This window comes from Serratia sp. CY81684 (assembly GCF_052166595.1).
GTDB classification, from domain to species: domain Bacteria; phylum Pseudomonadota; class Gammaproteobacteria; order Enterobacterales; family Enterobacteriaceae; genus Serratia; species Serratia nematodiphila.
Window position 1 is genome coordinate 287,075 of the sequence record NZ_JBJNOO010000003.1, and the last position, 26,192, is coordinate 313,266.

25 protein-coding genes are annotated in these 26,192 nt (G+C 60.6%); 16 read left to right on the forward strand and 9 right to left on the reverse strand.

Going from position 1 to position 26,192, the window contains the following annotated elements; all coding sequences use genetic code 11:
• The first annotated feature begins 23 nt into the window (after positions 1-23).
• Both ACJ8QF_RS09185 and ACJ8QF_RS09190 read left to right on the forward strand, forming a co-directional pair.
• On the forward strand, positions 24-2,150 hold the full coding sequence (locus tag ACJ8QF_RS09185) for a S9 family peptidase (RefSeq protein ID WP_442537472.1): 2,127 nt from the start codon (positions 24-26) through the stop codon (positions 2,148-2,150).
• A gap of 122 nt (positions 2,151-2,272) precedes the next feature.
• Positions 2,273-4,513: a TonB-dependent receptor domain-containing protein gene (locus tag ACJ8QF_RS09190; RefSeq protein WP_442537473.1), complete on the forward strand. Its 2,241-nt coding sequence runs from the start codon at positions 2,273-2,275 to the stop codon at positions 4,511-4,513.
• Positions 4,514-4,535: 22 nt separating this feature from the next.
• On the opposite strand, the gene ACJ8QF_RS09195 is transcribed toward ACJ8QF_RS09190, so the two are convergent.
• From ACJ8QF_RS09195 to amiA, 3 genes are all read right to left on the reverse strand, one after another.
• Positions 4,536-4,991 (reverse strand): YaiI/YqxD family protein, encoded by a 456-nt coding sequence (locus ACJ8QF_RS09195; protein ID WP_004936514.1) that lies wholly within the window; start codon positions 4,989-4,991, stop codon positions 4,536-4,538.
• Positions 4,991-5,911 (reverse strand): oxygen-dependent coproporphyrinogen oxidase, encoded by a 921-nt coding sequence (hemF, locus tag ACJ8QF_RS09200; RefSeq protein WP_015378680.1) that lies wholly within the window; start codon positions 5,909-5,911, stop codon positions 4,991-4,993. The genes ACJ8QF_RS09195 and hemF overlap by 1 nt, the downstream gene beginning before the upstream one ends.
• 65 nt (positions 5,912-5,976) lie before the next feature.
• Positions 5,977-6,858: an N-acetylmuramoyl-L-alanine amidase AmiA gene (amiA, locus tag ACJ8QF_RS09205; protein ID WP_033632425.1), complete on the reverse strand. Its 882-nt coding sequence runs from the start codon at positions 6,856-6,858 to the stop codon at positions 5,977-5,979.
• A 204-nt stretch (positions 6,859-7,062) separates the two neighbouring features.
• On the opposite strand from amiA, the gene ACJ8QF_RS09210 reads away from it, so the two are divergent.
• The gene (locus ACJ8QF_RS09210; protein ID WP_004936504.1) at positions 7,063-7,488 is read left to right on the forward strand and encodes a GNAT family acetyltransferase; all 426 of its coding nucleotides are present in this window, start codon (positions 7,063-7,065) and stop codon (positions 7,486-7,488) included.
• 41 nt (positions 7,489-7,529) lie between these two features.
• Here the strand turns inward: ACJ8QF_RS09210 and ACJ8QF_RS09215 are convergent, their stop codons facing one another.
• Complete coding sequence (locus tag ACJ8QF_RS09215; RefSeq protein ID WP_004936500.1) at positions 7,530-7,928, reverse strand: YgiW/YdeI family stress tolerance OB fold protein; 399 nt, start codon at positions 7,926-7,928, stop codon at positions 7,530-7,532.
• A gap of 173 nt (positions 7,929-8,101) precedes the next feature.
• Here ACJ8QF_RS09215 and ACJ8QF_RS09220 point away from each other — a divergent pair, with 173 nt between their 5' ends.
• The 10 genes from ACJ8QF_RS09220 to ACJ8QF_RS09265 all read left to right on the forward strand — a co-directional run bounded on the left by ACJ8QF_RS09220 (position 8,102) and on the right by ACJ8QF_RS09265 (position 17,628).
• Positions 8,102-8,566, forward strand: a complete 465-nt coding sequence (locus ACJ8QF_RS09220) for a DUF2919 domain-containing protein (protein ID WP_004936498.1) — start codon at positions 8,102-8,104, stop codon at positions 8,564-8,566.
• Between the two features lie 156 nt (positions 8,567-8,722).
• Positions 8,723-9,310, forward strand: a complete 588-nt coding sequence (locus tag ACJ8QF_RS09225; protein WP_004936494.1) for an RpoE-regulated lipoprotein — start codon at positions 8,723-8,725, stop codon at positions 9,308-9,310.
• Positions 9,311-9,487: 177 nt separating this feature from the next.
• Positions 9,488-10,387, forward strand: a complete 900-nt coding sequence (locus tag ACJ8QF_RS09230; RefSeq protein WP_280631329.1) for a Dyp-type peroxidase — start codon at positions 9,488-9,490, stop codon at positions 10,385-10,387.
• Positions 10,388-10,587: 200 nt separating this feature from the next.
• Positions 10,588-11,610, forward strand: a complete 1,023-nt coding sequence (locus tag ACJ8QF_RS09235; protein WP_049188786.1) for a sulfate ABC transporter substrate-binding protein — start codon at positions 10,588-10,590, stop codon at positions 11,608-11,610.
• The gene (cysT, locus tag ACJ8QF_RS09240) at positions 11,611-12,450 is read left to right on the forward strand and encodes a sulfate/thiosulfate ABC transporter permease CysT (RefSeq protein ID WP_442537474.1); all 840 of its coding nucleotides are present in this window, start codon (positions 11,611-11,613) and stop codon (positions 12,448-12,450) included.
• Entirely contained in the window at positions 12,450-13,325 is an 876-nt protein-coding gene (gene cysW / locus ACJ8QF_RS09245; RefSeq protein WP_442537475.1) for a sulfate/thiosulfate ABC transporter permease CysW, read from the forward strand. Before cysT ends, cysW begins: the two co-directional genes overlap by 1 nt.
• Positions 13,315-14,403 carry a sulfate/thiosulfate ABC transporter ATP-binding protein CysA gene (cysA, locus tag ACJ8QF_RS09250; protein WP_025303786.1) on the forward strand — a complete coding sequence of 363 codons (1,089 nt, stop codon included), beginning with the start codon at positions 13,315-13,317 and terminating at the stop codon, positions 14,401-14,403. Before cysW ends, cysA begins: the two co-directional genes overlap by 11 nt.
• Before the next feature lie 81 nt (positions 14,404-14,484).
• The gene (gene cysM, locus ACJ8QF_RS09255) at positions 14,485-15,366 is read left to right on the forward strand and encodes a cysteine synthase CysM (protein WP_004936477.1); all 882 of its coding nucleotides are present in this window, start codon (positions 14,485-14,487) and stop codon (positions 15,364-15,366) included.
• 252 nt (positions 15,367-15,618) lie between these two features.
• Entirely contained in the window at positions 15,619-16,299 is a 681-nt protein-coding gene (locus ACJ8QF_RS09260) for a response regulator transcription factor (protein WP_021505622.1), read from the forward strand.
• A 6-nt stretch (positions 16,300-16,305) separates the two neighbouring features.
• The gene (locus ACJ8QF_RS09265) at positions 16,306-17,628 is read left to right on the forward strand and encodes an ATP-binding protein (RefSeq protein WP_265260956.1); all 1,323 of its coding nucleotides are present in this window, start codon (positions 16,306-16,308) and stop codon (positions 17,626-17,628) included.
• Positions 17,629-17,712: 84 nt separating this feature from the next.
• Here the strand turns inward: ACJ8QF_RS09265 and crr are convergent, their stop codons facing one another.
• The 5 genes from crr to cysZ all read right to left on the reverse strand — a co-directional run bounded on the left by crr (position 17,713) and on the right by cysZ (position 22,615).
• Positions 17,713-18,222 carry a PTS glucose transporter subunit IIA gene (gene crr, locus ACJ8QF_RS09270; protein ID WP_004936467.1) on the reverse strand — a complete coding sequence of 170 codons (510 nt, stop codon included), beginning with the start codon at positions 18,220-18,222 and terminating at the stop codon, positions 17,713-17,715.
• A gap of 49 nt (positions 18,223-18,271) precedes the next feature.
• Complete coding sequence (ptsI, locus tag ACJ8QF_RS09275; protein WP_004936461.1) at positions 18,272-19,999, reverse strand: phosphoenolpyruvate-protein phosphotransferase PtsI; 1,728 nt, start codon at positions 19,997-19,999, stop codon at positions 18,272-18,274.
• 46 nt (positions 20,000-20,045) lie between these two features.
• Positions 20,046-20,303 carry a phosphocarrier protein Hpr gene (ptsH, locus tag ACJ8QF_RS09280; protein ID WP_004936458.1) on the reverse strand — a complete coding sequence of 86 codons (258 nt, stop codon included), beginning with the start codon at positions 20,301-20,303 and terminating at the stop codon, positions 20,046-20,048.
• 399 nt (positions 20,304-20,702) lie between these two features.
• On the reverse strand, positions 20,703-21,671 hold the full coding sequence (gene cysK, locus ACJ8QF_RS09285) for a cysteine synthase A (protein WP_004936453.1): 969 nt from the start codon (positions 21,669-21,671) through the stop codon (positions 20,703-20,705).
• 185 nt (positions 21,672-21,856) lie between these two features.
• On the reverse strand, positions 21,857-22,615 hold the full coding sequence (cysZ, locus tag ACJ8QF_RS09290) for a sulfate transporter CysZ (protein WP_015378670.1): 759 nt from the start codon (positions 22,613-22,615) through the stop codon (positions 21,857-21,859).
• Between the two features lie 221 nt (positions 22,616-22,836).
• On the opposite strand from cysZ, the gene zipA reads away from it, so the two are divergent.
• The 3 genes from zipA to ACJ8QF_RS09305 all read left to right on the forward strand — a co-directional run bounded on the left by zipA (position 22,837) and on the right by ACJ8QF_RS09305 (position 26,178).
• Positions 22,837-23,862 carry a cell division protein ZipA gene (zipA, locus tag ACJ8QF_RS09295; protein WP_004936446.1) on the forward strand — a complete coding sequence of 342 codons (1,026 nt, stop codon included), beginning with the start codon at positions 22,837-22,839 and terminating at the stop codon, positions 23,860-23,862.
• A 79-nt stretch (positions 23,863-23,941) separates the two neighbouring features.
• Positions 23,942-25,963, forward strand: coding sequence for an NAD-dependent DNA ligase LigA (ligA, locus tag ACJ8QF_RS09300; protein ID WP_280631333.1), 2,022 nt, complete (start codon positions 23,942-23,944; stop codon positions 25,961-25,963).
• Positions 25,963-26,178: a DUF3820 family protein gene (locus tag ACJ8QF_RS09305; RefSeq protein WP_004936441.1), complete on the forward strand. Its 216-nt coding sequence runs from the start codon at positions 25,963-25,965 to the stop codon at positions 26,176-26,178. Before ligA ends, ACJ8QF_RS09305 begins: the two co-directional genes overlap by 1 nt.
• Positions 26,179-26,192 lie beyond the last annotated feature (14 nt).

Genomic DNA, 26,192 nt, shown 5'->3' on the forward strand with positions numbered 1-26,192 from the left:
CTTTTCAAACTTCGTGAGGGATTATGAATCCGCTGTTATTCACCCCGCGCCGTCGCATCGCGGCCGCGCTCTGGCTTTCTTTAGGCCTCGCCGGCGCCGCGCTGGCGCAACCGCAGCCGCCGTTGGCGGAACGGGCGCCGAAAGTGCTGACGGCGCACGGCGAGACGCGCACCGACGATTACTACTGGCTGCGCGACGACAGCCGAAAAGAGCCGAAGGTGCTGGACTACCTGAAGGCGGAGAACCGCTACACCGAGCAGATGATGGCGCCGTACCAAAAGCTGCGCGCCACGCTGTATCAGGAGATGCTGGGCCGCATGAACCCAGACGATCGTTCGGTGCCGTATCAGCTCAACGGCTATCGCTATCAGGAAAGCTACGCCGCCGGTAAAGATTTCGCGCTGTATCAACGCCAGGCGCTCACCGCCGACGCGCCGTGGCAAACCTTGCTGGACGCCAATCAGCGCGCGGCCGGCCACGCCTACTATCGCCTGGGGGCGATGGACATTAGCCTGGACAACCGCCGCCAGGCGGTGGCCGAAGACCTGCAGGGCCGCCGCCAATACCGCATTTCCCTGCGCGAGATAGACAGCGAACGCTGGTCGCCGGAAACGCTGGAAAACACCTCCGGCAACATGGTGTGGGCCAACGACAACCAAACTCTGTTCTACGTGCGCAACCACCCGCAAACGCTGCTGCCGTACCAGGTCTATCGCCATCGGTACGGCACGCCGACGGCGGAAGATAAGCTGGTGTACCAGGAGAACGATCCGGCGTTCTACCTCAGCCTCAGCCGTTCTTCTTCGCGTGACTACCTGATACTCACCATCAGCGGCAACACCACCTCTGAAGTGCGCCTGATCGACGCCAACCAGCCGCAGCGCGAGCCGCAGCTGTTCGCCGCCCGGCAAAACGGCCGCGAGTATTATCTCGATCACTACCGCGGCGAGTTCTATCTGCGTTCCAACCATCAGGATCCGAACTTCGGCCTGTACCGCACGGCGGCGGCGGGCAACCCCTGGCAGACGCTGATTGCGCCGCAGGCGCAGCACGAGGTGGAGAGCTTCAGCCTGTTCCGCGACTGGCTGGTGGTGCAGGAACGCGCCAACGGGCTGGTGCAGCTGCGGCAAATCAGCTGGGACGGTAAAACCGAGCGCGCCATCCCGTTCGACGACGCCAGCTACATGGCCTGGTTGGGCTATAACCCGGAGCCGGACAGCGATCGGTTGCGCTACGGCTATTCGGCGATGACCACGCCGACCCGCACCTATGAGTGGGATCTGAACAAGGGCGAGCGCACCCTGCTCAAGCAACAGGAAGTGAAAGGCGTCGATCCCAGCCTGTATCACAGCGAACGCATTTGGATCACGGCGCGCGACGGCGTGAAGGTGCCGGTCTCGCTGGTATATCGCAAATCGCTGTTCAAAAACGGCCATAACCCGCTGCTGGTCTACGGCTATGGCGCTTACGGCATGAGCATGGATCCGGCGTTCAGCGCCAACCGTATCAGCCTGCTGGATCGCGGCTTCGTCTATGCGCTGATCCACGTGCGTGGCGGCGGCGAGTTGGGGCAGAGCTGGTACAAACAGGGCAAGCTGACGCACAAACCGAACAGTTTCAACGATTTCATCGACGCCACTCAGGCGTTGATCAACGGCGGCTACGGCCAACCGGGACGCATCTACGCCATGGGCGGCAGCGCTGGCGGTTTGCTGATGGGGGCGGTGATCAATCAGGCACCGCAGCTGTACAACGCGGTGGTGGCACAGGTGCCGTTCGTCGACGTGGTGACCACCATGCTGGATGACAGCATTCCGCTGACCACCGGGGAATACGAGGAGTGGGGCAACCCGCACCAGCCGGCCGCCTATGCGCTGATGAAGTCCTACAGCCCGTACGACAACGTGCGCAAGCAGCATTATCCGAACCTGCTGGTCACCAGCGGTTTGTACGACTCGCAGGTGCAGTATTGGGAGCCGGCCAAATGGGTGGCGAAGCTGCGGCGTTTCAAACAGGGCGATTCGCTGTTGCTGCTCTCCACCGACATGACCGCCGGCCACGGCGGCAAATCGGGCCGCCTGGCGCGGCTGGAAAACGGCGCGCTGGAGTACGCCTTTATTTTGGCGGCGGATCGGCAGACGCAGAAATAACCTTCAGCGCCGCGGCACGCTGCGGCGCAATAAAACAATAACAATCTTTTACCGCGCGTTTCGGCGGGCTTTTTGCTGGGCATTGTCGGCCATCAAACCTTATTGGCTATTTCTGGGGATATATGAAAATCAAAATGATAGCGAGCCTGATCGGCGCGGGACTGGCGCTGCACGGGCCGGCTGCGGCCGCACAGGAACAGGCGGAAAATAATAAAGGCAGCGTGGCGTTCAGCCCGCTTAACGTCTCGGCCGCCGACGGCGGCAAGAGCAGTGAAAAAGAGGCGTTGGCGAGGCCTGGCGCATTCAGCTCGCGCGATGAAAACAAAAATCTGGAGTCGGTAGACAGCATTCTGCGCAGCATGCCGGGCACCTATACCCAGATTGACCCCGGCCAGGGATCGGTCAGCGTCAATATCCGCGGCCTGAGCGGCTTCGGCCGGGTTAACACCATGGTCGACGGCATCACGCAAAACTACTACGGCAACTCCCCGAGCGATGCAGCGCACGGCGGCATGCCCACCAGCCAGTTTGGGGCGCTGATCGATCCTAACTTTATCGTCGGCGTCGACGTGGCGCGCGGCAACGCCACCGGTTCCGACGGGGTGAATGCCCTGGCGGGCAGCGCCAATTTCCGCACCATCGGCGTGGATGACGTGGTGTTTTCCGACAACCCCTTCGGCGTGCGCACCAAGTTCTCGGTGGGCAATAACGGCATCGGCCGCAGCGGCATGATCGCCGTGGGCGCCAAAACCGCCGCCTTTGCCGACGGCGGCAGCCTGGGGGCGATGGCGGCGATCAGCGGCAGCTCCATCACCTCCAACTACAAAAACGGCGCCGGTTTCGACAGCGAGATGTTCAACGTCGATCAAACCTACCGTCAGAACCCGAAATCCCAGCTGTTCAAAGTGGACATCAAGCCGGATGCCTTCAACAGCATCGAACTGTCGGCGCGCAGCTACCAGAATAAAATCACCCGCCGCCACATCGACAGCGACGATTTTTACCTCAAATACCACTACGCGCCGTTCTCGGAACTGATCGATTTCAAATTGACCGCCAGCACCAGCCGCGGTGAGCAGAAATTCATGTCCAACAACATGGCGGGGTTCAGCGACAGCACGGCGAAAAACATTTCCGATGCGCTGGATATCAATAACACCAGCCGTTTCAGCCTGCGGGATATTGATTTCGCCTTCAGCTACGGCGGCAAGCTGGTGCGCAACGAGTATAAGAAAAAGGCATCCGGGCTGGTGACGGATCAGGATCAGGCGGAAAGCATGCCGGTGGGCATTGCCGGCAAACAAGATATCTCCAGCCTGTACAGCGGGTTGCAGGCCAACTACGGCATCTGGCAGGGGAATTTCGACCTGAACTACACCGCCTATCGCCTCTCCGGCTACAAGCCGGCCTGTGATGAGCGCGTAGAGTGCTTCCCGCAGGGCGCCGGCACTATCAACCGCAACGAACACGGCTTCAACCCGTCGGTCATGCTGTCGGCGCAGGTGACGCCGTGGTTGCAGCCGTTCGTCAGCTACAGCAAGTCGATGCGCGGGCCGAATATCCAGGAAGTGTTCTTCGCCAACAGCGGCGGCCAGTCGATGAACCCGTTCCTGAAGGGCGAAAAAGCGGAGACCTGGCAGGGCGGGTTCAACGCCAATGCCCACGATCTGTTGTTCAAGCAGGACAGCTTCCAGCTGAAAGCGGTCTATTTCGAAACCAAGATCAAAAACTACATATCCAGCCAAACCTACCTGGTGTGTAAAAACCGTCAGAAGTGCAACCGTTCGCAGGCGACGCAGGAAGAGTGGGATAACGCGGACATCAACGTCAGCATGACCATGTACAGCAATGCTCCCGATCCGGTCAAAACGCGCGGGGTGGAACTTGAAGCGCTGTACGACGCCGGTTTCGCCTTCACCAAACTGTCGTTAAGCAAGGAGCATACCTCCCAGCCGACCAACCAGGCCAGCAACGTATTCGGCGCGGGCGATATCAGCGAGCTGCCGGAATTTTACTTCACGTTGGACAGCGGGGTGCGCCTGCTGGACGAGAAACTGACGCTGGGCGGGGTGGTGAAATACACCGGCAAGTCGGTGCGCCTGTCGCCGGACTCTGATTACGATGAGAATGAGCAGTTGCTGAAAGAGCCGGCGCCGCATATTCCGACCATTATCGATCTGTACGGCACCTATCAGGTGAATCGCAATCTGCTGCTGAAGCTCAGCGTGCAGAACCTGATGGACAGAGACTATTCGGACGCGCTGAACAAGATGAACTCGCTGCCGTCGCAGTCGCAGTATGAGACGCCGACCAACACCGCCCGTGGGCGGACTTATATCTTCGGCGGGGAGGTGCGCTTCTAAACCGCAGCGAAGCAGGGCGCAGTCACTGCGCCCGTTTCGCCTGCAGCAGCCATTTGTCCAGCTCGTTGGCGAACTGCTGGCGGTCGCGCTGGTTCAGGGCGTTCGGGCCGCCGGTCTGAATGCCGCTGGCGCGCAGGGTATCCATAAAATCGCGCATGTTGAGGCGCTCGCGGATGGTGTCCGGCGTATAGCGCTCGCCGCGCGGGTTCAGCGCCACCGCCCCTTTCTCTATCACCTCCGCCGCCAGCGGGATGTCGGCGGTGATCACCAGATCGCCCGCTTCGCAGCGGCGCACGATCTCGTTATCGGCCACGTCGAAACCGGCCGCCACCTGCAGCGAACGGATGTACTTCGACGGCGGCGTGCGCAATGGCTGGTTCGCCACCAGCGTGACGGTGATGGCGGTGCGATCGGCGGCGCGGAACAGCACCTCTTTGATCACGTTCGGACAGGCGTCCGCATCGACCCAAATCTGCATCATTTCGGCTCCTGCAGCCAGTCGCGCACCGGCAGGAAATCGCGCGTCAGCGCCGCTTCCGGGCTGTCGGCCTCCGGCTGGTAGTTATATTCCCAACGCACCAACGGCGGCATCGACATCAGGATGGACTCGGTGCGCCCGCCGGTTTGCAGCCCGAACAGCGTGCCGCGATCCCACACCAGGTTGAACTCCACATAGCGGCCGCGGCGGTACAGCTGGAACTGGCGCTCGCGCTCGCCCCAGGTCAAGGCCTTGCGTTTTTCGACGATCGGCAGATAGGCGTCGAGGAAGCCCTGGCCCACCGCGCGGGTGAAGGCGAAACAATGGTCGAAATCAGGGGTGTTCAGATCGTCGTAGAACAGGCCGCCGATGCCGCGCGCTTCGTTGCGGTGCTTGATGAAGAAGTAATCGTCGCACCATTGCTTGTATTTAGGGTAAACCTCGTCGCCGAACGGCGCGCACAGCTCGGCCGCGGTGCGGTGCCAGTGCACGGCATCCTCTGCGAAACCGTAGAACGGCGTCAGGTCAAAACCGCCGCCGAACCACCACACCGGCGCCTCGCCCGGTTTTTCGGCGATGAAGAAGCGCACGTTGGCGTGGCTGGTGGGTACATAGGGGCTGAGCGGGTGGATAACCAACGAGACGCCCATCGCCTGGAAGCTGCGCCCGGCCAGTTCCGGACGGTGCGCGGTCGCCGAGGCCGGCAGAGTGGCGCCGGAGACGTGCGAGAAGTTGACCCCTGCCTGTTCGAACACCGCGCCGTTGGTCAGCACGCGGCTGCGGCCGCCGCCGCCTTCTTCACGCGTCCATTGGTCTTCGGTGAACACGGCGCCGCCGTCGGCCTGGGCGAGCTGCGCGCAGATGTGATCCTGCAGCGCCAGCAGGAAGGATTTTACTTCAGCGATGTTAGGTAAACTCATGCGGGGTCTTTATAGCGTCTGGCTGAACAAGGCGCTGAGTATACTCTTATTCGCCGCCCGCGGCATCAGCGGGGTTTGCGTTGGTGTGCGTCGAAATAGTCGAAGAAGTTGATGATGCCGTCCGCGATGGCGCGGGCGATTTTCTCGCGAAACGCGGTGGTGCCCAGCAGCCGCTCTTCGTTCGGGTTGGTGATGAACGAGGTTTCCACCAGCACCGAGGGGATGGACGGGGATTTCAGCACCGCAAACGCCGCCTGTTCGGTGCTGTCGCTGTGCAGATGGTGCACCGGGCGAATTTGGCCGAGCACGTGGCGGCCGAGCGTCAGGCTGTTGTTGATGGTGTCGGTTTGCACCAGATCGAACAGCACCTGCTGCAGGTAGTTGTCCTGATCCTTGTACTTGCCGCCCGCCACGTCGTCCGCGGCGTTTTCACGGTTGGACAGGTAGCGCGCCATGGCGCTGCTGGCGCCGCGGTTGGAGAGGGCGAACACCGAAGCGCCGGAGGCCGACGGGCTGGTGAAACCGTCGGCGTGAATCGAAATGAACAGATCGGCCTGGTGCTGGTGGGCGATCTCCACCCGCTGGAACAGCGGAATGAATTCGTCTTCTTCGCGCGTCAGGCGCGCCTCGACGTGATCGTGCTCATGCAGGAAACGGCGCACGTGGTTGGCGATTTCCAGCACGATGTGTTTTTCCTGCGAGCCTTCGTGGCCGACAGCGCCGGAGTCGATGCCGCCGTGGCCGGGATCGATCATCACCCGCTTTTTGCCGCCGGCCGGTTTCGCCGCCGGTTTGCTGTGCTGATTGCGCAGCAGGCCTTCCGCCTTGGCGTTTTGGCTTTTCACGCCGAACAGCGCCACCGCCAGGCCGGAAAGCAAAAGTTGGCGTCGCGTCGGGGAAACGGTAAGCGGTTTAAAATTGAGGAAGGGTTTACCCTGCTTTTTCATTACGCAACGCTCCGTCGACGTTTCTATTTTGCGACGTTATATCGTATTGATAATCATTAATCGACCCGATAACTATTTCCATTTATTACGCTTGTTACCGGCGATTTCGGGGCAAATAGCGCGCTAAATCGCAGTTTGATATTGCGTAAGTGAATAATCACGCGATAATCAGATAAACACCTTAATTAACAGCGGCCAACATCGATGGAAATTCGCGTATTTCGACAAGACGACTTTGAAGAAGTCATTACCCTGTGGGAGCGCTGCGATCTGCTGCGGCCCTGGAACGATCCGGAGATGGACATCGAGCGCAAGCTGAACCACGATCCGGAGCTGTTTCTGGTGGCGGAAGTCGGCGGCGAAGTGGTCGGTTCGGTGATGGGCGGCTATGATGGGCACCGCGGCTCGGCGTATTACCTCGGGGTGCATCCCGACTATCGCGGGCGCGGCATCGCCAATGCGTTGATCAACCGTCTGGAGAAGAAGCTGATCGCCCGCGGCTGCCCGAAAATCCAGATCATGGTGCGCGAAGACAACGACACGGTGGTTGAGATGTATGAGAAGCTCGGCTACGAGATCCAGGGCATCACCAGCCTGGGCAAGCGGCTGATCGAAGATCAGGAATATTGATCGAGCGGCGGACGGCGGTATAGCCCGCCCGCCGCAGCGCATTACGGCAGCTTTTTGACGGTTTTTACGTCCACTTCCACGCTGCTCCAGTCTTTATCCACTTTCCCTTCCAACTGCACCTTGTCTTTCGGTGTGACGGTTTGGCCGTTCCAGCGCTTGCGATCGATCTCGACCGTCAGGGTGCCGGTGGCGTCGCGGAAGGTGTAGGTATCGTCGCCGATGCGCTGCTCGATGTTGCCCTGCAGCATCACCCAGGTGTCGTCGCTCAGCGATTTCACCTTGTCCACGGTGGTCAGCGCCGCGCTGGGGCCGGAGAAACCGCCCTGCGGAGCAGGCTGAGTTTGCGCCTGCGGCGCGGCCGGATCGAGGAACCCGCCTTGTTGCGCCAGTACCGGTGCGCTGCACAGCGCGATCAGAGCGGCCAGAGTCAGTTTTTTCATGTTGCGCTTCCTTATCGTTATCGAAAATCACATCCCGCTGATATCGGGTGCTTGCTTGGTGATAAGGATTAAAACACGCCGATCTTAAGAGCTTCTTAAGCCGACGCATTGAAATTCTCGCTGGCGGCGCCCATCTGTAGCCATAGTCTTTATTCTGTGGCAAGGAACGAGCGTTGAAGCCATTCTCCCCCCGGTTTTCCCCGGACGATTACGACCAGCATGGCGCGCTGCGGCTGCCGCTGGGATTTTGGGCCGTGCTGATTTTGCAGGCGCGCACCTGGCTGTTGTTCGTGATGGCCGGCGTTTCGCGCGAGCAGGGCGAAAGCCTGTTGGCGCTGTTTTATCCGGATACCCAACGCTTTTGGTACGGCATGCTGCTCGGCCTGCCGGCGGCGCTGGCGTTTTTGCTGAGCGGCCGTCGCCACCAATGGCCGCGGCTGTGGCGCGGCTGGCGCTGGGGGCTGGCTGTCTCGCTGCTGGCGTCGCTCGGCGGCTCGCTGTTCAGCCTGTGGCGCCAGGACGGCGATGCGCCGGGGCTGGAGCTGGCGTTGGTGTTGCTCGACGCGCTGGCGCTGAGCTATCTGCTGCTGAATGCGCGCCTGAAAGCCTGTTTCGCGCCGCCGGAGCATACCGACTAATTGCCGAGAAGTGCGGCACTTTTCGCATTTTCCGCACTCCAAGCTGGCAACCGTTGGCGTAGTGCGGGCCGTTGTGAGAGGCTGGCATGCAGCAAAACGCCGAGTGCGGCAGGCGCGGGCTACCGCGCCGTGCCATTGATGTCTAAGGAGCTAGAGATGAATATTCGCCCCCTGTTGTTAGGGCTTCCGCTGTTACTGACCGGCTGTTCGAGCATGTCCAATTTCTCCTGGTCCAGCCTGTCGCCGTTCAACTGGTTCGGCAGCAGCCTGGAGGTCGGCGCCAAGGGCGTCGGCAAGCTCAACGCCGGCACGCCGATGTCGGAAAGCGCCATCAATGACGGGCTGGACGGCAACTACCGCCTGCGCGGCGGCATGGCGACCAACAACGGCCAGATCGTCTCTTATTACCAGGCGCTGTCCGGCGACGAAGTGAAACTGGTGATCACCGGCGAACCGAAAGGGCGCCTGCAGCGCGTGGACGTGCTGGATCCGAAAGTGGCGACGGAGTGGGGCAACAAGCTCGGCACGCCGTTCGGCGATATGTACAGCAAGGCGTTCGGCTCCTGTAAGCCGGGCAGCGGCGAAGACGCCGGTAAAGTGGAGTGCGTGGCGGAGCAGAGCAAGTACGTCACCTACATCTTCAGCGGCAAGTGGGCCGGGGCGCAGGATATCATTCCGCCGGACGACACCCTGAAAAGCTGGACGGTCAGCAAAATCATCTGGCACGCCAAGCCGCAGCAGTAACGTGTTCAACGGGCGCCGGTTCGCGGCGCCTGCCTTTTCAAGCCATTACCCCTATTTTCTTTGCGCTGCTGCAAGGCAATCGCCTGTGCTTGCGGTATGATAGCGCGCGTTTGTAACAGGGAACCCGCGCGTCAACCGCCATACCTGTTGCCTGGTTTTGGTATTGAGGATAACAACATGACACAGGTTCAGAGCGGCATTCTGCTGGAGCACTGCCGTTTCGCCATTTTTATGGAAGCCAGCGTACAGGGCGAATTCGCCGACTTGCGCCAGGGCTGCAAGCAGTTTTGTCAGACCCTGAGCGAGCTGCAGCAGCAGTTCCCCGATGCGCGCCTCGGCGCGGTGATCGCTTTCGGTTACGACGTTTGGCACGATCTCTCCAGCGACCAGGGTGCGAAAGAGTTGAAGCCGTTCACGCCGCTCGGCAAAGGGCTGGCGCCGGCCACCCAGCGCGATATGCTGATCCACATCCAGTCGCTGCGCCACGACGTCAACTTTACGCTGGCGCAGGCCGCGTTGGCGGCGTTCGGCAATGTCATCAAAATTGAAGAAGAAACCCATGGCTTCCGCTGGGTGGAAGAGCGCGATCTGAGCGGCTTCATCGACGGCACCGAAAACCCGCACGGCGACCAGCGCCCGGCAGTGGCGACGATCGCCGAGGGTGAAGAGGACGCCGGCGGCAGCTACGTGCTGGTGCAACGTTACGAGCACAACCTGCGCCAGTGGCAGCGTTTTACCACTGAACAGCAGGAGCAGATCATCGGCCGCACCAAGCACGACAGCGAAGAGCTGCCGGCCGATCAGCGCCCGGATACCTCGCACGTCAGCCGCGTCGATCTGAAAGAGAACGGCAAGGGCCTGAAAATTTTGCGCCAGAGCCTGCCTTACGGCACCGCCAGCGGCAAGCACGGCCTGTTCTTCATCGCCTATTGTGCGCGCTTGCACAATATCGAGCAGCAGCTGCTGAGCATGTTCGGCGATCTGGACGGCAAACGTGACGCGATGTTGCGTTTCAGCCGTGCGGTCACCGGCAGCTACTACTTTGCGCCATCGCTGACGCGCCTGCTGTCACTTTGACGCCGTCGCCGAAGCCGGCGCGTCCGGCTTCGGTCTGTTTTCCCTTCCTAAAACGCCTCGCATTCCCTGCCTTATAGCGTTTGATGCTTGTAAATCACTAAACGGTATATAAAAGCGTTACAGCTCCGCACCGAGTTATAAATACACTGGTCGTCAATAAGGCGAAAGCCTGAAGGAATGACTCAGTGATAAGGTGCAGAATGAAACAAAACCGGGTTAAAAATCTCGTGCTGAAAGGTTGGCTGGCGGCTGCGCTGTTGGCGAGCGGCGCCGCGTCGGCGGCGGAATTGCTGAACAGCTCTTATGACGTTTCCCGTGAATTGTTCGTCGCGCTGAATCCCGGCTTTGAACAGCAGTGGAATCAACAGCATCCGAACGACAAGCTGACCATCAAACAATCGCACGCCGGCTCGTCGAAGCAGGCGCTGGCGATCCTGCAGGGCCTGCGGGCCGACGTGGTGACCTACAACCAGATCACCGACGTGCAGATCCTGCACGATCGCGGGCAGTTGATCCCGGCAGACTGGCAGGCGCGCCTGCCGAACAACAGCTCGCCGTTCTATTCCACCATGGCGTTTTTGGTGCGCAAGGACAACCCGAAGGGCATCCACACCTGGAACGATCTGGTGCGTGACGACGTGAAGCTGGTGTTCCCGAACCCGAAAACCTCCGGCAACGGCCGCTACACCTATCTGGCTGCCTGGGGCGCCGCCAACCAGGCTGACGGCAACGATGCGGCCAAGACCCGCGCCTTCATGACCCGCTTCCTGAAAAACGTGCTGGTGTTCGATACCGGCGGCCGCGGCGCGACCACCACCTTCGTCGAGCGCGGTTTGGGCGACGTGCTGATCAGCTTCGAGTCCGAAGTGAACAACATCCGCAAGCAATACGGTGAAGACAAGTACGAAGTGATCGTGCCGCCGGTCGATATTCTGGCGGAGTTTCCTGTGGCCTGGGTCGACAAAAACGTAGAGCGCAACGGCACCGAGCAGGCGGCCAAAGCCTATCTGAACTACCTCTACAGCCCGGCGGCGCAGCAGGTGATCACCAGCTTCTACTACCGCGTCTATGACCAGAAAGCGATGGCGGCGGCGAAAGGGCAATTCCCGGACACCCAACTGTTCCGGGTGGAAGACCAGTTCGGCGGTTGGCCGCAGGTGATGAAAACTCACTTCGCCACCGGCGGCGAGTTGGATCAGCTGTTAGCGGCAGGGCGCAAGTAAATGTTGGCGTTGTCGTCCAGTAAACGGGTGCTGCCTGGATTTGGCCTCAGCCTCGGCAGCAGCCTGTTTTATACCTGTCTGATCCTGCTGCTGCCGCTCACCGCGCTGGTGATGCAGCTGGCGCAGATGAGCCTGGCGCAATATTGGGAAGTGATTTCCAACCCGCAGGTGGTGGCGGCGTATAAAGTGACGCTGCTGGCGGCCGCTGTCGCCAGCCTGTTCAACGCGGTGTTCGGCATGCTGATGGCCTGGATCCTGACGCGCTACCGCTTTCCCGGCCGTTCGCTGCTGGATGGCCTGATCGATCTGCCGTTCGCGCTGCCGACGGCGGTGGCCGGCCTGACGCTGGCCGGTCTGTTTTCCACCACTGGCTGGTACGGTCAGTGGCTGTCGCACTTTGACATTAAGGTCACCTTCACCTGGCTTGGGATCGCGGTGGCGATGGCGTTCACCAGCCTGCCGTTTGTGGTGCGCACCGTGCAGCCGGTTTTGGAAGAGCTGGGGCCGGAATACGAAGAGGCGGCCGAGACGCTGGGTGCCACGCGCTGGCAGAGCTTTCGCCGCGTGGTGTTGCCTGAGGTGGCGCCGGCACTGCTGGCCGGCACCGCCATTTCCTTTACCCGCAGCCTGGGCGAGTTCGGCGCGGTGATTTTCATCGCCGGCAATATCGCCTGGAAGACGGAAGTGACCTCGCTGATGATTTTTGTGCGTTTGCAGGAGTTTGATTACCCGGCGGCCAGCGCCATCGCCTCGGTGATCCTGGCGGCGTCGCTGCTGCTGCTGTTCAGCATTAACGTCTTGCAAAGCCGCTTCGGCAGACGTTTGGGAGGAGGGCACTGATGGCTGATGTTTCCGCCTTCAACGGCGCCGAGCGCCCGCGCGTCAACTGGGGCAAGTGGGCGTTGATCGCCATCGGCACGCTGTTTTCGGTGCTGCTGCTGGTGGTGCCGATGATGTCGATTTTCGCCGAGGCCTTCTCCAAAGGGGTTGGCGCGATGTGGAGCAACTTGCTCGATCCGGACATGCTGCACGCCATCTGGCTGACGGTCTTGATCGCGCTGATCACCGTGCCGTTCAACCTGGTGTTCGGCACGTTGCTGGCGTGGCTGGTGACGCGTTTCACCTTCCCCGGCCGCCAGCTGCTGCTGACGCTGATCGATATCCCGTTCGCCGTCTCACCGGTGGTGGCGGGGCTGATTTATCTGTTGTTTTACGGCAGCAACGGCCTGCTGGGCGGCTGGCTGGATGCGCATAACATTCAGATCATGTTCTCCTGGCCGGGCATGGTACTGGTGACCATCTTCGTCACCTGTCCTTTCGTGGTGCGCGAGCTGGTGCCGATGATGCTCAGCCAGGGCAGCCAGGAAGACGAGGCCGCCATTCTGCTGGGGGCGTCCGGTTGGCAGATGTTCCGCCGCGTGACGCTGCCCAACATTCGCTGGGCGCTGCTGTACGGCGTGGTGCTGACCAACGCGCGCGCCATCGGCGAGTTCGGCGCGGTGTCGGTGGTGTCCGGTTCGATTCGCGGCGAAACCTACAGCCTGCCGCTGCAGGTCGAGCTGTTGCAGCAGGATTACAACACCGTCGGGGCCTTTACCGCCGCCGCCCTGTTGACCCTGATGGCGATCGTTACCCTATTTTTGAAGAGCGCGCTGCAGTGGCGTCTGGAACGTCAAAACGCGCGTCTCGAGCGGGAGGAAAATCATGAGCATTGAGATTAACGGCATCAACAAGTACTTCGGTCGCACCAAGGTATTGAACGATATCTCGCTCGATATTGCTTCCGGCGAGATGGTGGCGCTGCTCGGGCCATCCGGCTCCGGCAAGACCACGCTGCTGCGCATCATCGCCGGGCTGGAAAGCCAGAGCGGCGGCAAGCTGGGCTTCCACGGCACCGACGTCAGCCACATGCATGCGCGCGACAGGCGCGTGGGCTTCGTATTTCAGCACTATGCGCTGTTCCGCCACATGACGGTGTTCGACAATATCGCCTTCGGCCTGACCGTGCTGCCGCGCCGCGAGCGGCCGAACGCCGCGGCGATTAAACAGAAAGTCACTCAGTTGCTGGACATGGTGCAGCTTGGCCATTTAGCCAATCGCTACCCGTCGCAGCTGTCCGGCGGCCAGAAACAGCGCGTGGCGCTGGCGCGCGCCCTGGCGGTGGAACCGCAAATTCTGCTGCTGGACGAACCGTTCGGCGCGCTGGATGCGCAGGTGCGCAAAGAGCTGCGTCGTTGGCTGCGTCAGCTGCATGAAGAGCTGAAGTTCACCAGCGTGTTCGTCACCCACGATCAGGAAGAGGCGATGGAAGTGGCCGACCGCATCGTGGTGATGAGTCAGGGCAATATCGAACAGGTTGGCTCGCCGGAGGAGATTATGCGCGAGCCGGCCAGCCGCTTCGTGCTGGAGTTTATGGGGGAAGTGAACCGTCTGAACGGCGAAATTCGCGGCTCCCAGCTGTTCGTCGGCGCGCACCAGTGGCCGCTGTCGTTCCAGCCGATGCATCAGGGCAGCGTCGATCTGTTCCTGCGCCCGTGGGAAATGGAAGTGGCGACCGAGAGCAGCGAACGCTGCCCACTGCCGGTTCAGGTGTTGGAAGTCAGCCCGCGCGGCCATTTCTGGCAGCTGACGGTGCAGCCGATCGGCTGGCATCAGGAACCGATAAGCATAGTGTTGCCGGAAGGCAACGCCACGCCGGTGCGCGGCGGCCGTTATTACGTCGGCAGCCTCAATGCGCGGCTGTATGCCGGCGATCAACTGCTGCAACCTGTTGCGTTAGCCAAAAGCGCCTGATAGGTTTTAGCAGTCCTTTTCTTTAAGGCAACCCCGGGGTTGCCTTTTTACTTTACGCACACCAACACACAGGCAAAGATCGTGACAACGCTCGAACAATGCATCGGGAATACCCCGCTGGTACAACTGCAACGGCTGGCCGCCCAGGCGGGCAGCGAGGTATGGGTCAAACTGGAAGGCAATAACCCGGCGGGATCGGTGAAGGATCGCGCTGCGTTGGCGATGATCCAGCAGGCGGAGCTGCGCGGTGAGATCAAGCCCGGCGACGTGCTGATCGAGGCTACCAGCGGTAACACCGGCATTGCACTGGCGATGATCGCTGCATTGAAAGGCTATGCGCTGAAGCTGCTGATGCCGGAGAACATGAGCCTGGAGCGGCAGGCGGCGATGCGCGCCTACGGTGCGGAACTGATCCTGGTCAGCCGTGAGCAGGGGATGGAAGGGGCGCGCGATCTGGCGCTGGAGATGCAGCGCCAGGGGCAGGGCAAAGTGCTGGATCAGTTTAACAATTTCGACAATCCCTATGCCCACTTCACCACCACCGGCCCGGAGATCTGGCGCCAGACCGAAGGGCGTATCACACACTTCGTTTCCAGCATGGGCACCACCGGCACCATTACCGGCGTGGGCGGTTACCTGAAGAGCCAGAATCCGCAGGTGCAGATCATTGGCCTGCAGCCGGCGGAAGGCAGCAGCATCCCCGGCATTCGCCGTTGGGCGCCCGCTTACCTGCCGGGTATTTTCCGCCCGGAGCTGGTGGATCAGGTGTTGGATATCGAGCAGCGCGATGCCGAGCAGACCATGCGCCAGCTGGCGCAGCGTGAAGGCATTTTCTGCGGCGTCAGCTCCGGCGGTGCGGTGGCCGGCGCCCTGCGCGTCGCGGCGGCTAATCCCGGCAGCGTGGTGGTGGCGATCGTCTGCGATCGCGGCGACCGTTACCTCTCCACCGGCGTGTTCGACTGACCGTTCCTTCCCGGCGGTATGTTCCGTCGGGAGAATCTTTCCCCCTTTCCTTCCGACAGACGGCAGCCTCGCTTGCGTGGTAGCTGCCGCTTGCTCGTGCGCCAATGCCATGACTGAAGTAGAGAAATCGCGCGACAGCGGCCACACTAACGGTGGCGAGACGCCAAGAGCGATGTGTAAGGATTGAGTAAAACCGGCTGCGGGCCGGCGGAATTGGCGGGAAAATAGCGAAAATCGGTGAAGGAGCAAGGCATGAAAATTTTACTGGTCGACGATGACCTGGAGCTTGGCACCATGCTGAGCGAATACCTGACGGGCGAAGGCTTCGACGCCACGCTGGTGCTGACCGGCAAGGCGGGGGTAGAGGGCGCGCTGTCGGGCGACTATACCGCGATGATCCTCGACATCATGCTGCCGGATATGAGCGGCATCGACGTGCTGCGCGACGTGCGTAAAAAGAGCCGGCTGCCGATCATCATGCTGACCGCCAAAGGCGACAACATCGATCGGGTGATTGGCCTGGAGATGGGCGCCGACGATTACATGCCCAAACCGTGCTATCCGCGCGAATTGGTAGCGCGTCTGCGCGCGGTGCTGCGCCGCTTCGAAGAGCGGCCGCAAGAGGCGGAGGACGAGGCCGCCATCAGCTTCGGCGAGCTGACGCTGAACCCTTCAACCCGCAGCAGCGAATGGCGCGGTAAGGCGTTTGATCTGACGGCTTCGGAATTCAATCTGCTGGAGCTGTTGCTGCGCGCGCCGGACCGCGTGGTGTCGAAGGACGAACTGTCCGAGAAAGGACTGGGGCGCCCGCGCGAGGCCTATGATCGCAGCGTGGACGTGCATATCAGCAATATCCGCCAGAAGCTAAGCGCGCTGGCCGGCAGTAAGCTGAGCATCGAGACGGTGCGCAGCATCGGCTATCGCATCCGGTAACCTGACATGCGCGGAAGACTGTTCTGGAAAATTTTGCTCGGCTTTTGGCTGACCTTTCTCATCATGACGCAGGCGCTGTGGGTGGCGTTTTCTCTTTATGGCGATCGCTATGTGCCGCCGGAGAACGCCATGGCGCGGCGGGCGATCGGCCTGCAGCTGACCTCCGCCGCCACTCAGTTGCGCCGCGGCGGCATGCCGGCGCTGGAAGCCCTGATGCGCGACTGGCCGGAGGACGATCGGCGTCTGCTGTCCGTTACGCCGATGACCCAACCGCCGCCTGAGCCGGAAGAACCAGTGTTTGAAGGGCGACGGATGACGAAAGCGATTTCCGCCTGGGTGCAGACCGGAGAAGGGCAGGGTTACTGGCTGAGTTATAACGTGCGCGGGCTGCGGGAAGAGTATCGGCCGGAGCGGCGTTCCCACTTCTTCAACATTCCAGCACCGATGCTGTGGGTCGGCGGGCTGGGCGGTTTGCTGTTCAGCGCCGTGCTGGCCTGGAACCTGACCCGGCCGATGCGCCAGCTGCGCGGCGGCCTGGATCGGGTGGCGCAGGGCGATCTGTCGGTGCGGCTGTACCCGAATATGCGGCGGCGTCATGACGAGCTGTCTGACGTGGCGCGCGATTTCGATACCATGGCCGAGCGGCTGGAGCTGCTGGTCAGCGCCCGCGAGCAGTTGCTGCACGATGTTTCGCACGAACTGCGTTCACCGTTGGCGCGCCTGCAGTTGGCCATCGGTCTGGCGCGGCAGAATGCCGGCAACGTCGAAACCTCGCTGAAGCGCATCGAACATGAGTCGGGGCGGTTGGACAAAATGATCGGCGAACTGCTGGCGCTGTCGCGTACCGAACACAGCAGCCTGCCGGACGAAGAGTATTTCGATCTGTACGGCCTGGTGGACGCGGTGGTGAGCGATGCGCGCTACGAGGCGCAGGTGCCCGGCGTTGATATCGTGCTGCAGGCCGAATCGGATGTGGAGTATACCGTCAAGGGCAATGCGGAGCTGATGCGGCGTGCGGTGGATAACGTCGTGCGTAATGCGCTGCGCTTCTCCAGCCACGGCCAGCGGGTGACGGTGGCGCTGTCGCGCGTCGACAATCAGTTTCAGATCGCCGTCAGCGATCAGGGGCCGGGCGTCGAGGAGTCGAAGCTGTCGAGCATCTTCGATCCTTTCGTACGCGTGAAATCGGCGCTGTCGGGCAAGGGCTACGGCCTGGGGCTGGCGATTACCCGCAAGGTGGTGCTGGCGCACGGCGGCCAGGTTGAGGCTCGCAACGGCGACAAAGAGGGGCTGATCATCACTCTGCGCGTGCCGCGCTGGTCGTCATGACGCAGCGAGATGGGGATACCCCGAAGGGATAAAAAAACGGCGCCGAGGGCGCCGTTTTTTACTGCTCATTCGCGATAACTTCGATTACTTCTTGATGCGGATGATCGGGGTTTCGCCAACGGTTACGCTGCCGGACAGTTTGATCAGCTCTTTGATCTCGTCCATGTTGGAGATAACGACCGGCGTCAGGGTCGACTTGGCTTTCTCTTCCAGCAGAGGCAGGTTGAACTCGATAACGACGTCGCCTTTCTTGACGCGCTGACCTTCTTCGGCGATGCGTTTGAAGCCTTCGCCTTTCAGTTCTACGGTATCGATGCCGAAGTGGACGAACAGCTCAATGCCGCTGTCGGATTCGATAGAGAATGCATGGTTGGTTTCGAAAATCTTGCCGATGGTGCCGTCAACCGGAGCAACCATTTTGTTGCCGGCCGGTTTGATAGCGATACCGTCGCCAACGATTTTTTCAGCGAACACTACGTCCGGCACATCTTCGATATTGACGATTTCGCCAGAAAGGGGAGCGACGATCTCGATAGTGCCCGTGTCTTTCTTGTCATCAGAAACCAGAGATTTCAGTTTATCGAACAAACCCATGATCTTCTCCTAAGCATTAAATTGGGCGGCGTTCCAGTGTCGTGGAAGTTTAGCAGAGCGTTTTTTCTTCGATGAATTTATTGACGCAATTCATCAGGTCTTGTGCCGTTGGCTGTGCCAAGGCCTGCGCTGCCAACGCCTTCACATCTTCGAAATTCGTGTTACGAATAATTTTCTTGATGCGCGGGATTGAAATCGCACTCATGCTGAACTCATCCAGCCCCATGCCCAATAACAACAGTGTAGCACGCTCATCACCAGCCAGTTCGCCGCACATGCCGGTCCACTTGCCTTCCGCGTGAGATGCATCAATAACCTGTTTGATCAGGCCAAGCACTGATGGGGACATCGGGTTATAGAGATGAGAAATCAGCTCGTTGCCGCGATCTACCGCCAGAGTATACTGGGTTAGATCGTTTGTCCCAATACTAAAGAAGTCGACTTCTTTCGCCAGGTGGTGAGCGATGACCGCCGCGGCCGGTGTTTCCACCATCACGCCCACTTCGATGCTCTCGTCAAACGCCTTGCCTTCTTCGCGCAGCTGCGCCTTCAGCGTCTCGATTTCGCCTTTCAGATCGCGCACTTCTTCCACGGAGATGATCATCGGGAACATGATGCGCAGTTTGCCGAACGCCGAGGCGCGCAGGATGGCGCGCAGCTGGGCGTGCAGGATTTCACGGCGGTCCATCGCGATGCGGATGGCGCGCCAGCCGAGGAACGGGTTCTCTTCCTTCGGCAGGTTCATGTACGGCAGGTCTTTGTCGCCGCCGATGTCCATGGTGCGGACGATCACCGCCTGCGAGCCCATGGCTTCCGCCACGGCTTTATAAGCCTGGAACTGCTCGTCTTCGGTCGGCAGCGAGTCGCGGTCCATGAACAGGAATTCGGTACGATACAGGCCGACGCCTTCCGCGCCGTTGCGCTCTGCACCTGCGACGTCGCGCACGGTGCCGATGTTGGCGCAGACTTCAACCTGATGGCCGTCCAGCGTAATCGCCGGCAGGTCCTTCAGCTTGGCCAGATCGTTTTTCTCGGTGATGTATTGGTTCTGGGCGGCTTTCAGCTGATCGATAACGTCAGCGGTCGGGTTAACGTAAATCTGGTTGTTAACCGCGTCCAGAATCAGGTAGTCGTCGTTTTTCACCTGCTTGGTCACGTCGCTGGTGCCGACGATCGCCGGCAGCTCCAGGGAGCGCGCCATGATAGAGGTGTGGGAGGTGCGGCCGCCGAGGTCGGTGATGAAGCCCAGCACTTTGTCCAGGTTCAGCTGCGCGGTCTCGGACGGGGTCAGATCGGTGGCCACCAGGATCACTTCGTCCTGAATGGAGCCCAGATCGACGATCGGCATGCCCAAGATGTTCTGCAGCAGGCGCTTGCCGATGTCGCGCACGTCGGCGGCGCGTTCTTTCAGGTATTCGTCGTCCAGCTCTTCCAGCGCTTTCGCCTGACCTTCGATCACGGTGTAGGCGGCGGCGTCTGCGGAGGCCAGATCGTCTTTGATTAGGGCTATGATTTCCTGCTCAAGCTCTTCGTCTTCCAGCAACATGATGTGGCCTTCGAAGATAGCTTCCTTCTCTTCGCCGAAGGTTTCGCCAGCTTTGGTCTTGATCGCTTCCAGCTGTTCGGACGCTTTCGCGCGGCCGGCCAGAAAACGCGAGACTTCCTGCTCTACTTGATCAGCAGAGATTTTCTTCCGGTTGATGACGATGTCGTCTTCTTTCAGCAAGAGAGCCTTACCAAAAGCGATGCCCGGTGATACTAAAATGCCTGAAATCATAACCCTACCTTACTCTTGACTGGTGTTAACTAAAAAGACGGGCCGATTACTCAAGCTCTGCCATCAGTTTTACCAAGTGCTCAACGGCTTTCTGCTCGTCTTCACCTTCAGCGGAGATGGTCACTACGGTCCCTTGAGTCAGCCCCAGAGTTTGCAGTTTGAACAGGCTTTTAGCGCTGGCGCTTTTGCCGTTGGAGGTCACGGTGATGTCAGACGTGAAGCCTTTGGCTTCTTTAACGAACTGAGCGGCAGGGCGAGTATGCAGACCATTCGGAGCGGTAATAGTAACTTCTTGCTGGAACATTGATGTTTCCCCAACTTATTGGATTAATGTTGTGGAGTTAAAGTTTAGCCCAGGGGGCTGACTTTAACTTGTCTGGTTATAGCGCCTGACTATGGACAGGGGCGAACGTTGATGCAACAGAAAACGACGCGTTAGGCACTTCAGATCAAAAAACTCGGCTTTAGACGTCGTTCCAATCCGCTCCCCATTATGCCCGATTCGCCGCGTCGGCGACAGATGAGTAAATCGATTCAGCCTCGACCGGGCTCGGGGGGTGATTAATTTTGCGCATCGAAATAATGCACCGTTAAATACTAAAGGCGACGGGCAAAAGCAATCTTGGACTGCTATAAAGTTTGATCCAGTCCACAAAAAAGCACCCCACAGGGTGCTTTTTTAGCGATTTGTGCAGTGGCGGAATTACTGCTGCAATTCCTGCTCGGTGAACAGATCGGCGAACAGCGCGGTGCTGAGATAACGTTCGCCGGAAGAGGGCAGGATGACCACGATAGTCTTGTCGGCGAACGCCGGTTCTTCGGCCAGTTTCACCGCCGCCGCGACCGCTGCGCCGGAGGAGATGCCCGCCAGGATGCCTTCTTCGTCCATCAGACGGCGCGCCATGCTGATGGCTTCGTCGTTGGAGACTTTCTCGACGCGATCCACCAGATCCAGATCGAGGTTGCCCGGAATGAAGCCGGCGCCGATGCCCTGGATCTTGTGCGGGCCCGGCTTCAGCTCTTCACCGGCCAGCGCCTGGCTGATGACCGGCGAGTCGGTCGGCTCTACCGCCACGGTGGTGATGGCTTTGCCTTTGGTGTTTTTGATGTAGCGGCTGACGCCGGTCAGCGTGCCGCCGGTGCCGACGCCGGAGATGAACACGTCGACTTCCCCGTCGGTGTCTTCCCAGATTTCCGGGCCGGTGGTTTTTTCATGGATCGCCGGGTTGGCCGGGTTGCTGAACTGTTGCAGGATCAGGTAACGGTTCGGATCGGTGGCGACGATCTCTTCCGCCTTGGCGATGGCGCCCTTCATGCCTTTCGCCCCTTCGGTCAGCACCAGGTTGGCGCCCAGCGCCTTGAGTAGCTTGCGGCGCTCAATGCTCATGGTTTCCGGCATGGTCAGCGTCAGCTTGTAACCGCGCGCGGCGGCCACGAAGGCCAGCGCGATGCCGGTGTTGCCGCTGGTCGGCTCCACCAGTTCCTTGCCGGCGGTCAGCACGCCGCGTTGTTCCGCATCCCAAATCATATTGGCACCGATGCGGCATTTGACGCTGAAGCTCGGGTTGCGTGATTCAACCTTGGCCAGAATGCGTCCGTTGCCGATACGGTTCAGACGAACCAGCGGCGTATGGCCGATTGTTAATGAGTTGTCTTCATATATCTTGCTCATAGCCCGTCCTTTAACTCTATGAAAATGTGGGGAACATCGAAAGCATACGCTAACAGTACCGGCAGGGAAGTAAAGAATTGGTATATCTATATGTTATTAGGAAATAAGTTTTAAGCACAATGATAAGGGCGCGAAATGCGCGCCCTGTCGAAAATTTCCGCGCTATCGGCGGCAAAAAACGGCGGTTATCGGACGAATTGCGAGCGGTAGCGATCGACCCACATCGCGGTGGCGCCGCAGACGGCGACCGGCAGGATCACCAGATTGAGGATCGGGATCATGGTGAACAGGCTGACCAGCGCGCCGAACTGCAGATTGTCGGTTTTGTGCTGGCGCAATGCGCGGCGCATGTCGGCAAAGCTCACCTTGTGGTTGTCGAACGGATAGTCGCAATACTGGATCGCCAGCATCCAGGCGCTGAACAGGAACCACAGCACCGGCGCCACCGTCTGGCCGATGCCGGGCACGAAGTACAGCGCCAGCAGCAGCAGCGCGCGCGGCAGGTAATACATCAGCTTGCGCCATTCACGCGCCATGATGCGCGGCAGGTCTTTGGCGATGCCGAGCAGGCCGGTATCCGGCAGCGGTTTGCCGGTCAGGCTGCCTTCGAGCTGTTCGGCCAGCAGGCCGCAGAACGGCGCGGCAATAAGATTGGTGAGGGTGCTGAACAGATAGCTGAACACCAGCAGCACCGAAATGACCGCCAGCGGCCACAGCAGGTAGCTCAACCATTGCAGCCAGTCGGGAACGTGGCTCATCATCGCCGGGATCCAGTCGCCGAGGCGGCTGAACAGCCACCAGAAAGCGGAACCCATCAGCAGCACGTTGACCAGCAACGGCAGAACCACATAGCGTTTAATCCCCGGGCGCGAAATCAGACGCCAGCCTTCGGCGAAATAGTGAATGCCGCTGGTCGATCGGGGAGAGGGCTGCGTATAGGACATATCTTAAGTTATCTCGTTGTCTGAACAGGCATCATTATCATATAGGGATGATTTTCCACTGGCTAGGGTAGGGTTGGCTGAAAAACCAGCAGAAAAAGGCAGTATAATCATCTTTATTGGCATAAAGTTCAGCACGGACTTGCACTTGTGTGCGCGGGCAAATAGAGTTAAAGAGTGAATGTTTGCCGCGGTGGCAATGTATTGGAACAACAGAGATAGCAATGATGCAGGATTTGCGTCTGATATTAATCGTTGTTGGCGCGATCGCCATAATAGCGCTGTTATTGCACGGTCTGTGGACCAGTCGCAAAGAACGGTCAGCGCTCTTCCGCGATCGCCCAGCCAAACGTTCCCAAAAGGAACGTGAACAAACTCCGATCGACGATCTCGAAGAAGGCGTCGGTGAGGTGCGCGTACGCGCCGCTCACCCGCAAGACGAGCCGTCATTCGGCCATTTCGATGCCGCACGCGAAGAACCCGTGGCCGCGCCGAAGCCCGCTCCGGCGGCTGCGCCTGCGCCCCGCGCCGTTCAGCCGGCTGCTCATCAGACGCCGCCTCCGCTGTCTCAGCGGCCGGAGTACGATGACATCCTGCTGAACAACTACGCGCCGGACGAAGAACCGGCCGAACCGCAGCAACCGCAACCGGCCGCGCGCCGTGAGCCGCGCGTCGACGATCTGCCGCATGAACATGAGGCGCCGCAGGGGGCTGAACCGGCATTCCACGCCGAGCCGGCCCCTGTGCAGCCCGCGCCGGAAGTGAAGCCGGCGCAGGAGCCTGCGCCACAGCCACAACAGCCGGCGGCTGCGCCAATTCAGGCCAAGCTGAAAGAGACCGTGCTGGTGCTGCACGTCGCGGCCCATCAGGGCGGCGTAATCGGCGGCGAAGTGCTGCTGCAGAGCGTGTTGCAGGCGGGCTTCCAGTTTGGCGAGATGGGCATCTTCCACCGCCATATCAGCCCGGCCGGCAGCGGCCCGGTGCTGTTCAGCCTGGCGAACATGGTCAAGCCGGGGTCGTTCGATCCTGACATGATGTCCGACTTCTCCACGCCGGGCGTGTCGATGTTCATGATGGTGCCGTCTTACGGCGACGCCAATCAGAACTTCAAGCTGATGCTGCAGTCGGCACAGCGCATCGCCGACGACGTGGGCGGCGTGGTGCTGGACGACGAGCGTCGCATGATGACGCCGCAGAAGCTGGAAACCTACAAAGCGCGTATCCGTGAAGTGTTGGAAAACAACGCCTGACCGGATTGCCGCGCGCACTGAACATCCGTAACAACAAAGCCCCCGCTAGCCGGGGGTTTTTTATCTTTGATGGTGAGCCATGGAATCGATAATCCAACAAATCAATCAATTACGAGCCACACTGCGCCATCATGAATACCAGTATCATGTGCTGGATGCGCCGGAAGTGCCGGATGCGGAATATGACCGCCTGATGCGCGAGCTGCGCGAGCTGGAGAGCGAGCATCCGGAGCTGATCACCGCCGATTCGCCGACCCAGCGCGTGGGCGCGGCGCCGCTGGCGGCGTTCGACCAGGTGCGCCACGAAGTGCCGATGCTGTCGCTGGACAACGTGTTTGACGAAGAGAGCTTCCTGGCGTTTTACAAGCGCGTGCAGGACAGGCTCAAGAGCAGCGATCCGCTGACCTTCTGCTGCGAGCTGAAGCTGGACGGCCTGGCGGTCAGCCTGCTGTACGAAGACGGCGAGCTGGTGCGCGCGGCGACGCGCGGCGACGGCACCACCGGCGAGAACATCACTACCAACGTGCGCACCATTCGCGCCATCCCGCTGCGCCTGACCGGCGACAACATCCCGCGCCGGCTGGAAGTGCGTGGCGAAGTGTTCATGCCGCAGGCCGGTTTCGAACAGATGAACGAAGAAGCCCGGCGCAAAGACGGCAAGGTATTCGCCAACCCGCGCAACGCCGCCGCCGGCTCGCTGCGCCAGCTCGATCCGCGCATTACCGCCAAACGCCCGCTGACCTTCTTCTGCTATGGCGTTGGCCTGCTGGAAGGCGGCGAGCTGCCGCGCAGCCACTTTGAGCGCCTGATGCAGTTCAAGGCCTGGGGCCTGCCGGTCAGCGATCGTGCCCAGCGCCGCACCGGCAGCGAGGAAGTGCTGGCGTTTTATCGCCAGGTCGAGCAGGACCGCGCGCAGCTCGGGTTCGACATCGACGGCGTGGTGATCAAGATTGACGATATCGATCTGCAGGAAACGCTGGGCTTTGTGGCGCGTGCGCCGCGTTGGGCGACGGCGTTCAAATTCCCGGCGCAGGAGCAGATCACCGTGGTGCGCGAAGTAGAGTTTCAGGTTGGCCGCACCGGTGCGATTACGCCGGTGGCGCGCCTTGAGCCGGTGCTGGTGGCCGGGGTGACCGTCAGCAACGCGACCTTGCATAACGCCGATGAAATTGAGCGTCTGGGGCTGCGCATCGGCGATACGGTGATCGTGCGCCGCGCCGGCGACGTGATCCCGCAGGTGGTGGGGGTGCTGGAAGACCGTCGGCCGCAGGATGCGCGCGAAGTGGTGTTCCCGCTGCACTGTCCGGTGTGCGGCTCCGACGTTGAGCGCGTGGAAGGCGAGGCCGTGGCGCGCTGCACCGGCGGTCTTATCTGCGGCGCGCAGCGCAAAGAGGCGTTGAAGCATTTCGTTTCCCGTCGCGCGCTGGACGTCGAGGGCATGGGCGACAAGATCATCGAGCAGCTGGTGGACAAGGAGTACGTGAAGAACCCGGCCGATCTGTTCCGCCTGTCCGCCGGCATTCTGACCGGCCTGGATCGCATGGGGCCGAAATCGGCGCAGAATCTGGTCAACGCGCTGGAGAAATCCAAGCAGACCACCTTCGCTCGCTTCCTGTATGCGCTCGGCATTCGCGAGGTCGGTGAAGCGACCGCCGCCAACCTGGCGGCGCATTTCGGTTCGCTGGAGAAGCTGTTCGCCGCCGATATCGAGGCGTTGAAAGAAGTACCGGACGTCGGTGAAGTGGTGGCCAAACACACCCGCAATTTCCTCGATGAAGCGCTTAATCAGCAGGTGATCAACGAGCTGGTGGGCGCCGAGATCGGCATCCGCTGGCCGGCGCCGGTGGTGGTGGTGGCGGAAGAGATAGACAGCCCGTTCGCCGGCAAAACCGTGGTGCTGACCGGCTCGCTGAGCCAGCTGTCGCGCGACGAGGCTAAAGATCGCCTGACGGCTCTGGGCGCCAAGGTCAGCGGCAGCGTGTCGAAGAAAACCGATCTGGTGATCGCCGGCGAGGCGGCCGGCTCCAAGCTGGCGAAGGCGCAGGAGCTGGGTATCGCCGTGATCGACGAAGCGGAAATGATCCGCCTGCTGGGTGACTGATGGAAAAGGAAAACCTGCTGGAGATCGCCAATACCGTGATGCCGTTCGGCAAGTACCAGGGGCGGGTGCTGATCGACCTGCCCGAAGAGTACCTGCTGTGGTTCGCCCGTAAGGGCGAATTCCCCAAAGGCAAGCTCGGCATGCTGATGGAGATGACGCTGGCGATTAAAATCGAAGGGCTTGATCACCTGGTCAAGCCGCTGAAGAAAAGCTGATCTGACGGGCCTCG

Bases quoted from the DNA above. Each gene is read 5' to 3' on its own strand.
- hemF (WP_015378680.1), bottom strand. From the start codon at position 5,911: ATGAGTTTACCTAACATCGCTGAAGTAAAATCCTTCCTGCTGGCGCTG.
- ACJ8QF_RS09265 (WP_265260956.1), top strand. From the start codon at position 16,306: ATGCGCGGAAGACTGTTCTGGAAAATTTTGCTCGGCTTTTGGCTGACC.
- ACJ8QF_RS09230 (WP_280631329.1), top strand. From the start codon at position 9,488: ATGACACAGGTTCAGAGCGGCATTCTGCTGGAGCACTGCCGTTTCGCC.
- ACJ8QF_RS09210 (WP_004936504.1), top strand. From the start codon at position 7,063: ATGGAAATTCGCGTATTTCGACAAGACGACTTTGAAGAAGTCATTACC.
- cysK (WP_004936453.1), bottom strand. From the start codon at position 21,671: ATGAGCAAGATATATGAAGACAACTCATTAACAATCGGCCATACGCCG.
- ACJ8QF_RS09195 (WP_004936514.1), bottom strand. From the start codon at position 4,991: ATGCAGATTTGGGTCGATGCGGACGCCTGTCCGAACGTGATCAAAGAG.
- zipA (WP_004936446.1), top strand. From the start codon at position 22,837: ATGATGCAGGATTTGCGTCTGATATTAATCGTTGTTGGCGCGATCGCC.
- cysW (WP_442537475.1), top strand. From the start codon at position 12,450: ATGGCTGATGTTTCCGCCTTCAACGGCGCCGAGCGCCCGCGCGTCAAC.
- cysA (WP_025303786.1), top strand. From the start codon at position 13,315: ATGAGCATTGAGATTAACGGCATCAACAAGTACTTCGGTCGCACCAAG.
- ACJ8QF_RS09190 (WP_442537473.1), top strand. From the start codon at position 2,273: ATGAAAATCAAAATGATAGCGAGCCTGATCGGCGCGGGACTGGCGCTG.
- cysZ (WP_015378670.1), bottom strand. From the start codon at position 22,615: ATGTCCTATACGCAGCCCTCTCCCCGATCGACCAGCGGCATTCACTAT.
- ptsI (WP_004936461.1), bottom strand. From the start codon at position 19,999: ATGATTTCAGGCATTTTAGTATCACCGGGCATCGCTTTTGGTAAGGCT.
- ACJ8QF_RS09260 (WP_021505622.1), top strand. From the start codon at position 15,619: ATGAAAATTTTACTGGTCGACGATGACCTGGAGCTTGGCACCATGCTG.
- crr (WP_004936467.1), bottom strand. From the start codon at position 18,222: ATGGGTTTGTTCGATAAACTGAAATCTCTGGTTTCTGATGACAAGAAA.
- ligA (WP_280631333.1), top strand. From the start codon at position 23,942: ATGGAATCGATAATCCAACAAATCAATCAATTACGAGCCACACTGCGC.
- ACJ8QF_RS09225 (WP_004936494.1), top strand. From the start codon at position 8,723: ATGAATATTCGCCCCCTGTTGTTAGGGCTTCCGCTGTTACTGACCGGC.
- ACJ8QF_RS09215 (WP_004936500.1), bottom strand. From the start codon at position 7,928: ATGAAAAAACTGACTCTGGCCGCTCTGATCGCGCTGTGCAGCGCACCG.
- ACJ8QF_RS09235 (WP_049188786.1), top strand. From the start codon at position 10,588: ATGAAACAAAACCGGGTTAAAAATCTCGTGCTGAAAGGTTGGCTGGCG.
- ACJ8QF_RS09185 (WP_442537472.1), top strand. From the start codon at position 24: ATGAATCCGCTGTTATTCACCCCGCGCCGTCGCATCGCGGCCGCGCTC.
- cysT (WP_442537474.1), top strand. From the start codon at position 11,611: ATGTTGGCGTTGTCGTCCAGTAAACGGGTGCTGCCTGGATTTGGCCTC.
- amiA (WP_033632425.1), bottom strand. From the start codon at position 6,858: ATGAAAAAGCAGGGTAAACCCTTCCTCAATTTTAAACCGCTTACCGTT.
- ptsH (WP_004936458.1), bottom strand. From the start codon at position 20,303: ATGTTCCAGCAAGAAGTTACTATTACCGCTCCGAATGGTCTGCATACT.
- ACJ8QF_RS09305 (WP_004936441.1), top strand. From the start codon at position 25,963: ATGGAAAAGGAAAACCTGCTGGAGATCGCCAATACCGTGATGCCGTTC.